Raw genomic sequence first — 13,029 nt, 5'->3', positions numbered from 1 at the left:
CCCCCACACAGTCCCGCCGGAGCCGCACCATGCATGCCGTCCCCACCCACGCCGCCAGCCCCGAGCGGCTGCCTTTCTACCGCCAGCTGTATTTCCAGGTGGTGGTCGCCATCGTGGCAGGCGTGCTGCTAGGCCACTTCGAGCCCCAGTACGCCGAGCAGTTCAAGCCGCTGGGCGATGCCTTCATCAAGCTGGTGAAGATGATCATCGCGCCGGTGATCTTCCTGACCATCGTCACCGGCATTGCGGGCATGACGCACCTGCGCACCGTGGGCCGCGTGTTCCTCAAGGCCATGGCCTACTTCCTGTTCTTCTCCACGCTGGCCCTGGTGGTCGGCATGGTGGTGGCGCACGTGGTGCAGCCGGGCGCGGGCATGAACATCAACCCGGCCGACCTGGACCAGGCCGCCGTCAAGGGCTATGTGGCCAAGTCGCACGAGCTGACGCTCACCGGCTTTGCCATGGACATCATCCCCAAGACGCTGGTCAGCCCCTTCGTGGGCGACAACATCCTGCAGGTGCTGTTCGTGGCCGTGCTGTTCGGCATCTCGCTGGCCATGGTCGGTGATGCGGGCAAGCCCGTGCTCAACTTCCTGGAGGCGCTGACGGCCCCCGTGTTCAAGCTGGTCGGCATCCTGATGAAGGCTGCGCCGCTGGGAGCCTTTGGCGCCATCGCCTTCACCATCGGCAAGTTCGGCCTGGGTTCGCTGGTGAACCTGGCCTGGCTGGTGGGCTCGTTCTACATCACCTCGCTGCTCTTCGTGGTCGTGGTGCTGGGCTTCGTGGCGCGGCTGTGCGGCTTCTCGGTGCTCAAGCTGGCGCGCTACCTGAAGGCGGAACTGCTGCTGGTGCTGGGCACCTCGTCCTCGGAATCGGCCCTGCCTTCGCTGATGCAGAAGATGGAGCGCGCCGGCTGCGGCAAGTCCGTGGTCGGCCTGGTCGTGCCCACGGGCTACTCCTTCAACCTGGACGGCACCAACATCTACATGACGCTGGCCGCGCTGTTCATCGCCCAGGCCACCAACACCCACCTGACCCTGGGCCATGAGATCGCGCTGCTGCTGGTGGCCATGCTCAGCTCCAAGGGCGCTGCCGGCGTGACCGGCGCGGGCTTCATCACCCTGGCCGCCACGCTGGCCGTGGTGCCCGAAGTGCCCGTGGCCGGCATGGCCCTGATCCTGGGCGTGGACCGCTTCATGAGCGAGTGCCGCTCGCTGACCAACTTCATGGGCAATGCCGTGGCCACCGTGGTGGTCTCGCGCTGGGAAAACGAGCTGGACTACAGCAAGCTCAACGCCGCCCTGGATGGAGAGCCTGTGCAGGCCCTGCCTGCCGAGGCCGCAGCCGTCAAGGCCTGAGTCCGCAGGCCCCGGGCACCAAACCCTCTCCTGCTCGATGCGGCGGCCTTGGCCGCCGCATTCGCTTGCGATGCGCCCCGCATCGCTCTCAGCGATAGTCGATCCACACCCCGCCTGCGTCGGCCGAACGCACGCAGTTCTCCACCCAGCGCACTCCCTCGACGCCCGCCTGGATGTCCGGATAGCGGATCTTGCCCAGGGCCAGGCTGTCGCCCCGGTCCGTGGCATGCATGGCCAGGGCGAAGCGGCGGTAGAGGTTGGCCCAGGCCTCGAACAGGCCCTCGGCATGGCCGGCGCCGATGCGGTCTTCCTGCCGTGCAGCGGGATGCAGGTAGTCCATGCCGCGATCGAGCACCTGGGCCGGCCGGCCCTGGATTTCGTGGCGCAACTGGTTGGGATGCTCGTCCCACCATTCCAGGCTGGCCTTCGAGCCGATGACACGCAGCCTTTGCCCATGCATGGAGCCGCTGTTGACCGCGCAGGCCCACAGATAGCCCATGGCGCCGCCCCGGTACTGCATGAGGGCGAGGGCGTTGTCCTCCAGCGGGGCGCGGCTGCCGATGAAGCTCTGCCGCGAGCACATCAGCCGCTCTATCTCCAGCCCGGGCAGCACCAGCTGCGAGAGGTACAGCGGATGCGTGCCGAGGTCGCCCAGCACATAGCTGGGGCCGGCATGGGCCGGGTCCATGCGCCAGCGCGCGGCCGGGCTGGAGGCTTCCACCGCCTCGCTGTGAAAGCCGTGCGAGAACTGCATCTGCACGATGCGGATCTCGCCCAGCTCGCCCTGCGCGACCATCTCGCGCGCCTGCTCCATGAGCTGGTGGCCCGCGTAGCCGTAGGCCACGCCCACGATCCGCCTGCTGGCACGCGACAGCTCCAGCAGCTGCAGAGCTTCGGCCGTGGTGAAGCACAGCGGCTTTTCGCAGACCACGTGCAGCCCCGCCAGCAGCGCGGCCCTGCAGATCTCGAAATGGGTGTTGTTGGGCGTGGCGATGGACACGGCGCGGATGCCGTCCGGGCGGAGCGCCTCGGCCTCGAACATGGCGCGGTAGTCGGCATAGCAGCGCTGCGCATCCAGGCCCAGCCGCTCGCCGAACTGCCGGCCGCGCACCGGGTCGATGTCGAAGGCCCCAGCCACCAGCTGCAAGCCGTGGTCGCGCTGCGCCGCCGATCGGTGCACCGGGCCGATCTGGCTGTCCTGTCCCCCGCCGACCATGGCCCAGGCAATCGGGTGGCCGGGCATGGGTGTTGCGTCGATCATGGTGTTCACCTTCAGCTTTGGTAGAACGCGGGCCGGGGCGCCGCCGCCATGCGCTCTACGGCGCCGGAGGACTGGGCCAGCACGCAGGCATCGGCGGCCACGGCGGCGGCATGGGCGTCCCAGGCCGAGGGACCCGTCAGCCGCTGGCCGCGCACGCCGTCGATGAAGGCCTGCAGCTCCACGTCATAGGCGGCCATGAAGCGCTGCTTCCAGTCGGTGAGTATGGGTATGGAGTACACGGCCGCGCTTTTCAGGGGGACGGCTGCGGGGTCGGGCAGGCGCGCAATGCCTGTCTCGCCCACCACTTCGCACTGGATGTCGTAGCCATAGCGGCAGTTGACGAACACCTCCACATCGATGCGGATGCCGCCCACGGTCTCCAGCAAAACGATCTGCGGGTCGGCCAGATGGGGCAGGGCGTGGCGCGTTCTCTTCGGGTACACCACCTGGGCACTGGCGTATTCGTCGTCCAGCAGCCAGCGCAGCACATCAAGCTCATGGATCAGCGTATCGGTGATGGCCATGCCGGTGGTGTAGCCGTCGGCCACGCAGGGATTGCGGTGCGCGCAGTGCACCATCAGCGGCGCACCGATCTGGCCGCTGGCGATGGCCTGCCGCAATGCCCGGTAGCCTGCGTCGTAGGGGCGCATGAAGCCGACCTGCACCAGCCGCTGCCCATGGGCCATCTCCGCCTGCACGATGCGCAGGCAGCCGGCAGCGGTGACTGCCAGCGGCTTTTCGCAGAACACCGGCTTGCCCTGGGCGATGGCCGCCAGCACCAGTTCCTCGTGCGTGGGCCCCCAGGACGTGACCAGTACCGCCTGCACCTGCGGCGCGGCAATCAGCGCCGGGCCGCTGTCAAAGGCCTCGATGTCCGGGCCGTGCCGGGCCATCACCTCACGCACCTGCTGCGCATCGATGTCCGTCACCGCCACTACCCGTGCGCCCGACAGCGTCTGGCACATCCTGCGGACATGGTCCTGGCCTATGGCCCCGCAGCCAATCACTCCGATCTGCAATGTCATGTCGTCCTCTCCTCGTCAAAGCAATGAATGGCGGATGAAGTCCATGCTTTGCCGCAGCAAAGCCTCGCTGTCGGCCGCTTGCGTGATCCCTTCCGCGAACGGCTCGAACGAGACCGGGGCGCTGCAGCCGCGATCGAGCAGGGCGCGCAACTGGGCGATGTTGCCCAGGCGGTCGCCTTCGCCGACCAGCACGCGATGGCCGTCGCGCATCTGACCGCTCTCCAGCTAGCGGTCCTCGACGCCCGAGACATGCACCAGCCCGGTCTGTTCGGGAAAGAACAGGTCTTCGCCCGCCAGGTAGGGATCGAGGGCGATTTTCATGATGCCTCCCTGCAGGGCGCGCCGTCAGCGCCGCGCCTTCTTGTTGCGGTACTGGTCGGCGACCACGGCCGCGACGATGATGGCGCCCTTGACCATCTCCTGGTAGTAGGCGTCGATGCGGATGAAGGTGAAGCCCGAGGTCATGACGCCCAGGATCAGCACGCCGATCACCGTGCCGGTGACGCGGCCCACGCCGCCCGCCAGCGAGGTGCCGCCGATCACGACGGCGGCGATCGCATCGAGCTCGTACATGACGCCCATGCCGGACTGGCCGGAGATGGCCCGCGCCGCCGTCACCGTGCCGGCGATGCCGCTGAGCACGCCGGCAATCATGTAGACCCAGACCAGATGCCGGCGCACGTTGATGCCCGAGACCACGGCAGCCTGGCGGTTGGCGCCGATGGCATAGGTGAACTTGCCAAAGCGCGTATGGCGCAGCACGGTGTGGAAGACGGCGGCAAGCACCAGGAAGATGAGCACCGGATGGGCGCCGGAGCCCAGCGCGGCGAACTCGTCCGTCAGCATGGAGACGGGCGTGCCGTTGGTGAACCACTTGGCAAAGCCGCGTGCCGCGACCATGGTGCCCAGCGTGGCGATGAAGGGCGGGATGCCGGTGAAGGCGATCAGCGAGCCATTGATCAGCCCGACCATCAGGCCCACGCACATGCCGGCCAGCACGGGCCAGACCACGGGCAGATCGGTGAGTTGGGGGAACACCGCGCGCGGAAAGTCCGATACCTGCGCCAGGCTGGCCGACACCACGGCGGCGGCGGCCACCACGGAGCCGGAGGACAGGTCGATGCCGCTGGTGATGATGACCAAGTTGACGCCCACGGCGATGATGCCGACCACCGCCATCTGCAGCACGATGATCTGCAGCCGCTCGGCGTTGAGCAGAAAGCTCTGGCCCACGGTGAGCCAGCCTGCCGCCTCGAAGAACAGGGCGATGCCCAGCAGCACGAGGAAGATGCTGAGCTCCGGCGGCCACCGGGCGCGCTGCTTTCGGGCGGGCTGGGCCCGCGCTTGGGTTTGCGTTTGCGTTTGGGCTTGCGAAACCGTCTGGGAATTGCTCATCTTGCGTGTCTCCGTTGCGTATCGGGGCTCAGCGGGAGGCCAGTTCCATGATCCGCACCTGGTCTGCGTCCCTGCGCTCGACGATGCCGGTCATGCGCCCCTCATGCATGACCAGGATGCGGTCGCTCATGCCCAGCACCTCGGGCATTTCCGAGGAGACCATCAGCACGGCAGTTCCCTGGGCCGCGAGCGCGCCCACGAGGCGATGGATCTCGGCCTTGGCGCCCACGTCGATGCCGCGCGTCGGCTCGTCCAGGATGAGGATGCGCGGGCGCGTCAGCAGCCAGCGGCCGATCAGCACCTTTTGCTGGTTGCCGCCCGACAGGTTGCGGATGTCCTCGTGCAGCCCGGGGGACCGGACCTGCAGCGTGCGGGCCATGTCCTCGCATTCGCGCGCCACGGCGGCATGCGCGACCAGACCCCAGCGCACATGGCGCTCGTGCAGCAGCGCCACCTCCATGTTGGCCAGCAGGTCCAGGCCCATGAAGCAGCCCGTGTCCTTGCGGTCCTCGGTGAGAAAGGCCATGCCCAGCCGCATGGCCTGGGCAGGCGAGGTGATGCGCACCGGCTCGCCGCCGATGCGGATCTCGCCGCAGGTGGCGGGCACGACGCCGAACAGCGCCTCGGCAAGATTGGAGCGCCCGGAGCCCACCAGGCCGGCCACGCCCAGGATCTCCCCGGCGCGCAGCTCGAAGCGCAGGCCATGGAACACGCCCTCGACGCCCAGCCCGTCCACCGAGAGCACCACATCGCCCAGGGCCACGTCCTGCTTGGGGAACATCCGGGTGATCTCGCGCCCGACCATCATGCGGATGATGTCGTCGCGCGTGACATCGGCCGATGCATGCGTGCCTATGTACCTGCCGTCGCGGAACACCGAGAACTCGTCGGCGATCTCGAACAGCTCGTTCATCTTGTGCGTGATGTAGACGATGCCTTTGCCCTGGCCGCGCAGGTGGCCGATGATGCGAAACAGGTGCTCCACCTCCCGGTCGGTGAGCGCGGAGGTGGGCTCGTCCATGATCAGCACCTCGGAGTCGAAGGACACGGCCTTGGCGATCTCCACCATCTGGCGGCTGGCCACGCTCAGCGTGCGCACCTCGGAGTCGGGGTCCATGTCGATGGCCAGCCGCTCGAACAGGGCCTGGGTGCGCTGGCGCAGCTGGTGGTGGTCGACCAGGCCCAAGCGGTTGACGGGCTCGCGGCCTATCCAGATGTTCTCGGCCACCGTCATGCTGGGCATGAGGTTCAGCTCCTGGTGGATCATGGCAATGCCTTGCCTGAGCGCATCCAGCGGGCTGCGCAGCGTGACGGGCCGGCCCCTGAGGCGGATCTCGCCGGTGTCGGGCGCATGCACGCCGGCAATGATCTTCATCAGGGTGGATTTGCCGGCACCGTTCTCGCCCATCAGCGCATGCACGCTGCCGCTGCGCAGGCGCAGCTGCACATCGGCCAGCGCCACGACGCCCGGAAACGACTTGCCCACCCCACGCACCTCCAGCAGGTCGCTGCAGGCATGGGGCGCGTGTTGCGCGCGCGGTGCGGCAGGCGCGGGTGGGCCGCGGTCCGGACCGGGCAGAGGGGATGCGGACATGGCTCAGGGCCTGGCGTACTGGCCCATGTTCTCGGGCGTCACCAGCTCGAAGGGCACGTTCACGAAGCGCTCCACGGGCTGTTTGCCGGCCAGGCGCAGGGCGGCATCGACCGCCTTGGCGCCCTGTCCGGCCAGGTTCTGGAAGACGGAGACCTTGAGGTCGCCGTTCTTCATGGACGACAGCCCGTCGGGCGTGGCGTCTATGCCGGCCACGATGGTGTCGGGCCTCCACTTGCGGGCCGCCTTCAGCGCGTTGATGGCACCAATCGCCATCTCGTCGTTGTTGGCGAGGATGGCGTCGAACTTCATGCCCGAGCTCAGCCAGTTCATGGTGATGTCCTGGCCCTGCGTGCGGCTCCACTTGCCCTCGCGCTTGTCGAGGATCTTCATGTCCGCGCATTCGGGCGTGGCCGCCACTTCCTCGATGTCGCGGGTGCGGGTGCGCGCCGATTCGTTGGAGAGCTCCCCCATCAGCACCAGGATGTTGCCGCGGCCCTCCAGCAGCTTGCAGACCTGGCGGGCCTGTAGCGTGCCCGAGAGTTTTTCGTCGGAGGCCACCACGGCGGTGCCTGCGGGCAGCTTGTCCAAATCGACGGGCTGGCGGTTCACGTAGACCAGCGCGATCCCGGCGTCGCTCACCATGCGGGTGATTCTGGGCGTGGCGTCGGTGTCCACCGGGTTGACGATGATGGCGTCGGCCCGCTGGGCAATCATGTTCTGGATCTGGCTCAGCTGCTTGCCCACATCGTTGCTGGCGTCCTCGATCTGCAGCTCGGCCCCGTGTTTTTTGGCCGCGTCCACGATGCCGTTGCGCAGGATGGTCAGGCCGGTGTCGTCGAAGAGCGCCATCGCCACGCCGATCCTGAGGGGCTGCGCGTGGGCTTGCGCCTGTGTCTGCTTCTGCGTCTGAGCCTGGGAATGCACGGGCAGTGCTGCCAGAAAGGCGGCGGCAATGGCCGCCAGCAGGTGGTTTTTCCTCATCCCTCGTCTCCTTGTCCTTGAGCGGCAGCGGGGCGCGTTCACATCCCGCCTTGACTCGCCAAACACCGGATTGCCCCGGACCCTGAGGAGAAATGTAGTTCTGTCCCTCTAATTTTTGGAAATTAATTTCTAAGTAAATACACCTAAGGAAAAAAATTTCTAATAGTTTTAATCTTTTTCCATGTTCTGAACGCTGGCCAAGCGCTGCCTGCGGACAGCCCTTGAGCAATGGCCATGGAAAGGCAAGACAAGAGATGACAGGCACCGTGACCGGCACCGTGAGATTGACCGTCAGCCAGGCGCTGGTCCGCTACCTGGCCGCCCTGCAGGCCGAGGTCATGCAGCCCGATGGCCGCACCGCCGTCCAGCCCTATTGCGCAGGGGTATTCGCCATCTTCGGACATGGCAACGTGGCCGGGCTGGGCGAGGCCCTGCATGCCGAACGGCAGCGGCTGCCCACGCTGCGCGCCCACAGCGAACAGGGCATGGCCCATGCGGCCGTGGCCTTTGCCAAGGCGCACTTTCGCCAGCGCATGATGGCCGTGACCTCGAGCATCGGGCCCGGCGCCACCAACCTGGTGACCCCGGCTGCGCTGGCGCATGTGGCGCGGCTGCCGCTGTTGCTGCTGCCCGGGGACATCTTTGCCTCGCGCCTGCCCGATCCCGTTCTGCAGCAGGTGGAGAGCTTCGAGCAGGGTGATCTGAGCGCCAATGACTGCCTGCGCCCGGTCACGCGCTACTTCGACCGCATCATGCAGCCCGAGCAATTGCTGGTGGCCTTGCCGCGTGCCATCCAGGTCATGACCGACCCGGCCCAGTGCGGCCCCGTCTGCCTTGCGCTGCCGCAGGATGTGCAGACCCAGGCCTTCGACTGGCCCATGGATTTCTTCCACCCGCCGCTGATCCGCCTGCGCCGCCAGCCGGCCGACGCTGCCGGGCTGGCCGAGGCCGTGGCCTTGCTGGCCTCCGCCAAAAGGCCGCTGATCGTGGCGGGCGGCGGCGTGCTGTACAGCCAGGCCTGGGAGGCCTTGCGCGTGTTTGCCGAAACGCATGGCGTGCCGGTGGCCGAGTCGCAGGCCGGCAAGGGCAGCCTGGCCTGGGACCACCCGCTCAACCTGGGCGCCATGGGCGTCACGGGCTCGCCCGCCGCCAACCACGCGGCCCGGCAATGCGATGTGCTGCTGGCCGTCGGCACGCGGCAGCAGGATTTCACCAGCGGCTCGCATGCGCTGTACGGCCATGCCAGGGTGCTGGGCCTGAACGTGCAGCCCCTGGATGCCGCCAGGAAACGCGGCCAGCCGCTGGTGGCCGATGCGCGTGTCGGCCTGGCCCAGCTTGGCGCGGGATTGGCCGGCTGGCGCGCCGATCCGCAGTGGACAGCCGACAGCCGCGCCCGGGCTGCGGCCTGGGCAGAGCGCGTGGCGGCGCTGACTTTGCACGTGCCCAAGGGCGAGCTGCCCTATGACGCCGAGGTGATAGGCGCCGTGCGCGAATCGGCCGCCGACGCCGGGCTGGACAGCGCCTGTAGCGACATCGTGGTCTGTGCGGCGGGCACGCTGCCGGCCGAGCTGCACAAGCTGTGGCGCAGCGGCCTGCCGGGCAACTACCACGTGGACTATGCCTATTCCTGCATGGGCTACGAGATCGCGGGCGGCCTGGGCGTGAAGCTGGCGCGGCCCGAGCGCGAGGTCATCGTGCTCGTGGGCGATGGCTCCTACATGATGCTCAACGCCGAGCTGGCCACCTCGGTGCTGCTGGGCCGAAAGATCATCGTCGTGGTGCTGGACAACCGTGGCTACGGCTGCATAGAGCGGCTGCAGGTGCGCTGCGGCGGCGCCAGCTTCAACAACATGCTCGACGACTGCGTGCCGCAGGGCGGCGAGCGCTCGTCCATCGATTTCGCCCGCCATGCCGCTGCGATGGGGGCCGAGGCCGTCCACGTGGGGGGTGTGCAGGAACTGCGCCGCGAAATGCTGCGTGCGCGGGCGTCCCGCCGCAGCCAGGTGCTGGTCATAGACACCACCCACCGCCGCACCACGGCCGATGGCGGCGCCTGGTGGGATGTCGCCGTGCCCGAGGTCTCGGGCCGCCCCGAGGTCCAGGGCGCGCGGCGCGAGTACCTGCATCACAAGGCAGGCCAGCGGCGCTGACGCCGCACAACCGTCGCCCCGTCCGACTTCTGCCCATCTGCCTAACTGCCCATCTGCCCCAAGGAGGACTCGCATGACCTGGAAGGTACGCATCGGTATCAATCCCCTGTCCTGGATGAACGACGACCTCCCTTCGCTGGGGGGCGATACGCCGCTGGACACGGCACTGAAGGAGGGCGCCGAGATCGGCTACGCGGGCTTCGAGCTGGGCAACAAGTTTCCGAAAACCGGCCCCGCGCTCAAGGCCAGGCTTGACGCGTACGGGCTGGCCTGCGTCTCCGGCTGGTACTCGGGTTTTCTGGCGCAGGCCGATGCGGGCAGCGATGCACAGGCGATTGCCGCCGAGGCCGAGCGCTGCAAGCCCCACATGGACAGGCTGCGCCACAACGGCGTCGACGTGGTGGTCTATGGCGAATGCGCGGGCACGGTCCAGGCGCAGATCGGCACGCCTGTGTCCCGGCGCCCGCGCTTTGCCGACGATGCGGCCTGGCAGCGCTATGCGTGGCGGCTGGATGCCTTTGGCGCGCACCTGCTGGAGTGTTACGGCATCCGGCTGGCCTATCACCACCACATGGGCGCCCATGTGGAGTCCCCGCAGGATGTGGACCGCCTGATGGCGCTGACCGATCCGCGCAAGGTCTTCCTGCTGTTCGATACCGGCCATGCCTACTACGGCGGGGCGGCCGATCCGGCGGCGCTGCTGAAAAAACATGTGGCGCGCGTGGCGCATGTGCATTGCAAGGATGTGCGTCCCCAGGTGATTGCCCAGGCACGCCAGGGCGACTGGAGCTTTCTGCAGGGCGTGGTCAACGGCATCTTCACGGTGCCGGGCGACGGCGCGCTCGACTTCGAGGCGGTGCTGCGCACGCTCAGGGATGCCGGCTACCAGGGCTGGCTGGTGGTCGAGGCCGAGCAGGACCCCTCCATCGCGCCCGGCTACGCATACGCGAAAAAGGGCTACGAGACGCTGCGCGCGCTCGTGGACCGGCTGGGCGCCTGAGGCCATCCGGCATCGAGGCATGAAAACCAAGGGAGGACACCGTCATGACATCTGCAATCCACCACGCCCTGCGGGGCCCTACGGCCCGGGTCACCGTGCCTTGCCTGTGCGCTGCGGCGCTGGCCGGCGCAGCCAGTCTGGCCACGGCGCAAGGCAGCGTCACGCTGTATGGGCGCATCGTCAGCGGCGTCGACTACATGAACCGGATTGCCGAAGGGCCGGGCCGGTCTTCCGGACAACTCCGGCACGCCGGGCAATGGGGCGCAACCTGGTGGGGGCTGCGCGGGGCCGAGGACCTGGGTGGCGGCCTGAGCGCTGTCTTCCATCTCGAAAGCCAGTTCTCCGCCGACGACGGCACGGTGGGCGACAGCTTCTTCAGCCGCTATGCGGTGGTCGGCCTGCGAAGCCAGACGTACGGCACGCTGCTGCTGGGCCGGGCCATGGGCATTCCCGATGGCGAGGTCTGGGCGCTGGACCCCATGGGCCTGCAGGCCATGGGCGCGGGCACGCTGCAGGGCAACCGGACCTGGGGGTCGCGCCCCAATGCCATCAGCTACCAGTCGCCGGCCTGGGGCGGGCTCTCGTTTCGCACCCAGCTGGGGCTGAACGGAGAGGCGGGCCGTTCCCGGGCCGGGCGCCAGGCCGCCGCCAGCGTGGGCTATGAGCAGGGGCCGCTGGTGCTCAAGGCCTTCTACGAGGAAATCCGCGACGGCAACGGCGCGTTCAGTTCGCTCTACACGGCATCGCGCCTGTACACGGTGGGCGCAACCTACCGCGTGGGCGGCCTCAAGCTGTTCACAGGCTACAGCCAGATCCGGTCAGGTGCGCTGACGGTGGCCGACGCCGACAACCCGGCAGGCGCCCGCAGGCAGCAGACCTACTGGATGGGCGCCAACTACCAGGCCACGCCGGCCCTGGTGCTGGTGGGCGGCGCCTACCGCGCCAACCGCAGTGGCGGCGGCGCCAGCCTGGTGAGCCTGGGGGCCAACTACCATCTTTCCCGGCGCACCATGCTGTATGGCACGGTCGGCACCCTCTCCAACGGGGGCACAGCCTCGTTCTCGGTGGAGGCCAACAGCGGCAAGCCGCTTCCTGGTTCGGGCCAGCAGGGGCTTTACGCGGGCGTCGTGCACTCGTTCTGAAGCCGCCTTCGCCGCGCATCAACCCTCGGCCCGGCCGGGTCAAGTCCGGGTGAGCCGGCTCTTGCGGGGCGGCTGCCGCGCCGCTTGGCTGTATTCTTGGTGCTTCGCTTCACGCAGCCTTGCGGCCGTTCCCACCATGCATTTGTCCAGACGCGAATTCCTCGGCGCCGGCGCGGCCGCCGCCTGTGCCTCGCTGGTCGGTTGCGCGGCCTCGGCGCCCGTGTCGGGCAGCTTCCTGCAGCCGTGGCGCAGCCATCTGGAGATGCCGCGCGATCAATGGCGCCAGCGCCTGGCCGCCACCCAGGCGCTGGGCTGCCGGGAGCTGTTCGTGCAATGGAGCGGCCTGCTGGGCGATACCGAGGCGGACAGCTGGATGCTGGCCGACGCGCAGATTGCCGACCTGCTGGACATCTGCACCGAACTGGGCATGGGCGTGCACCTGGGCCTGCCCTATGACGAGCGCTGGTGGAAGCAGATCAGCCTTTCCAATGCAGCAGGCCCCGCGCCCTATCTGGCGCATATTGCCGAGCAGGGCGCCAGCCACATGTACGCCAGCACCTGGCCGCGCCATGCGGCGTTTCGCGGCTGGTACATCCCCTACGAGCTGGAGCAATACCACTGGGCCGCGCCCGAGCGCGTCGAGCTGCTGGTGAGCGCACTGCAGCCCCTGGCGCAGGCGGCAGCGGCCACGTCCGGCCAGGTGCCCGGCATCTCCACCTATTTCAGCCAGTTGCAGACGCTGGGCAGCCTGCCCACGCTGTGGAGCATCCTGCTGGACCGGGTGTCCCTGCGCCCCATGGTGCAGGACGGCGTGGGCGTGGCGGGACTGCGCAACTACGAGGCGCTGGCACCGCTGCAGCAGATGCTGCTCGAGCGCAGGGCGCCGTTCGACCTCATCGTGGAACTGTTCGAGCAACTGCCGCCCACGCGGCCCGATGGCTCGGACTTCCAGGCGCGCACGGCCAGCTTCGAGCGCGTGCGCCGCCAGTGGGACGTGGCCCGCGACTACGGCGCCCAGCGCGTCGTCGCCTTCGCCATCGACCCCTGGGTGCTGAACGACACGCCTGAGGCCCGGCAACTGTTGCGCGAGTGGAAGGTCGCCGCCCGCTGAGCGCGGTGGCTG

At 68.3% G+C, this 13,029-nt stretch carries 10 protein-coding genes and 1 pseudogene; 5 read left to right on the top strand and 6 right to left on the bottom strand.

What is annotated here, in order from left to right:
- The first annotated feature begins 29 nt into the window (after positions 1-29).
- A complete protein-coding gene (locus BW39_RS18660; RefSeq protein WP_012204771.1) occupies positions 30-1,358 on the top strand; it encodes a dicarboxylate/amino acid:cation symporter in 1,329 nt (442 codons plus the stop codon).
- Positions 1,359-1,446: 88 nt separating this feature from the next.
- Here BW39_RS18660 and BW39_RS18655 read toward each other — a convergent pair whose 3' ends face one another.
- The 6 genes and pseudogenes from BW39_RS18655 to BW39_RS18630 all read right to left on the bottom strand — a co-directional run bounded on the left by BW39_RS18655 (position 1,447) and on the right by BW39_RS18630 (position 7,614).
- Positions 1,447-2,619 carry a Gfo/Idh/MocA family protein gene (locus tag BW39_RS18655; protein WP_043823613.1) on the bottom strand — a complete coding sequence of 391 codons (1,173 nt, stop codon included), beginning with the start codon at positions 2,617-2,619 and terminating at the stop codon, positions 1,447-1,449.
- Between the two features lie 11 nt (positions 2,620-2,630).
- Positions 2,631-3,644, bottom strand: a complete 1,014-nt coding sequence (locus BW39_RS18650; protein ID WP_043823610.1) for a Gfo/Idh/MocA family protein — start codon at positions 3,642-3,644, stop codon at positions 2,631-2,633.
- Between the two features lie 15 nt (positions 3,645-3,659).
- A pseudogene (locus tag BW39_RS18645) lies at positions 3,660-3,944 on the bottom strand (TIM barrel protein); the annotation flags it as partial.
- Between the two features lie 45 nt (positions 3,945-3,989).
- A complete protein-coding gene (locus BW39_RS18640; protein WP_043823607.1) occupies positions 3,990-5,039 on the bottom strand; it encodes an ABC transporter permease in 1,050 nt (349 codons plus the stop codon).
- Between the two features lie 28 nt (positions 5,040-5,067).
- A complete protein-coding gene (locus BW39_RS18635) occupies positions 5,068-6,633 on the bottom strand; it encodes a sugar ABC transporter ATP-binding protein (RefSeq protein WP_052155373.1) in 1,566 nt (521 codons plus the stop codon).
- Positions 6,634-6,636: 3 nt separating this feature from the next.
- On the bottom strand, positions 6,637-7,614 hold the full coding sequence (locus BW39_RS18630) for a sugar ABC transporter substrate-binding protein (RefSeq protein WP_043823606.1): 978 nt from the start codon (positions 7,612-7,614) through the stop codon (positions 6,637-6,639).
- A gap of 266 nt (positions 7,615-7,880) precedes the next feature.
- Between BW39_RS18630 and iolD the strand changes: the two genes are divergently transcribed.
- The 4 genes from iolD (at position 7,881) to BW39_RS18610 (ending at position 13,017) form a co-directional block, all read left to right on the top strand.
- Complete coding sequence (iolD, locus tag BW39_RS18625; RefSeq protein ID WP_043823611.1) at positions 7,881-9,764, top strand: 3D-(3,5/4)-trihydroxycyclohexane-1,2-dione acylhydrolase (decyclizing); 1,884 nt, start codon at positions 7,881-7,883, stop codon at positions 9,762-9,764.
- A gap of 73 nt (positions 9,765-9,837) precedes the next feature.
- Positions 9,838-10,764: a myo-inosose-2 dehydratase gene (gene iolE / locus BW39_RS18620; protein WP_043823605.1), complete on the top strand. Its 927-nt coding sequence runs from the start codon at positions 9,838-9,840 to the stop codon at positions 10,762-10,764.
- Positions 10,765-10,808: 44 nt separating this feature from the next.
- The gene (locus BW39_RS18615; RefSeq protein ID WP_043823604.1) at positions 10,809-11,906 is read left to right on the top strand and encodes a porin; all 1,098 of its coding nucleotides are present in this window, start codon (positions 10,809-10,811) and stop codon (positions 11,904-11,906) included.
- Between the two features lie 136 nt (positions 11,907-12,042).
- Positions 12,043-13,017, top strand: a complete 975-nt coding sequence (locus BW39_RS18610) for a DUF4434 domain-containing protein (RefSeq protein WP_043823603.1) — start codon at positions 12,043-12,045, stop codon at positions 13,015-13,017.
- The last annotated feature ends 12 nt before the right edge of the window (positions 13,018-13,029 follow it).

This window comes from Delftia sp. RIT313 (assembly GCF_000632165.1).
GTDB lineage: Bacteria > Pseudomonadota > Gammaproteobacteria > Burkholderiales > Burkholderiaceae_C > Comamonas > Comamonas acidovorans.
Note: the sequence above shows the minus strand (reverse complement) of the source record. Positions and strands in the feature narration are given on the sequence as shown.

Coding starts and splice junctions, on each gene's coding strand:
- BW39_RS18660 (WP_012204771.1), top strand. CDS start 30: ATGCATGCCGTCCCCACCCACGCCGCCAGCCCCGAGCGGCTGCCTTTC.
- BW39_RS18655 (WP_043823613.1), bottom strand. CDS start 2,619: ATGATCGACGCAACACCCATGCCCGGCCACCCGATTGCCTGGGCCATG.
- BW39_RS18630 (WP_043823606.1), bottom strand. CDS start 7,614: ATGAGGAAAAACCACCTGCTGGCGGCCATTGCCGCCGCCTTTCTGGCA.
- BW39_RS18635 (WP_052155373.1), bottom strand. CDS start 6,633: ATGTCCGCATCCCCTCTGCCCGGTCCGGACCGCGGCCCACCCGCGCCT.
- BW39_RS18650 (WP_043823610.1), bottom strand. CDS start 3,644: ATGACATTGCAGATCGGAGTGATTGGCTGCGGGGCCATAGGCCAGGAC.
- BW39_RS18615 (WP_043823604.1), top strand. CDS start 10,809: ATGACATCTGCAATCCACCACGCCCTGCGGGGCCCTACGGCCCGGGTC.
- iolE (WP_043823605.1), top strand. CDS start 9,838: ATGACCTGGAAGGTACGCATCGGTATCAATCCCCTGTCCTGGATGAAC.
- BW39_RS18640 (WP_043823607.1), bottom strand. CDS start 5,039: ATGAGCAATTCCCAGACGGTTTCGCAAGCCCAAACGCAAACGCAAACC.
- BW39_RS18610 (WP_043823603.1), top strand. CDS start 12,043: ATGCATTTGTCCAGACGCGAATTCCTCGGCGCCGGCGCGGCCGCCGCC.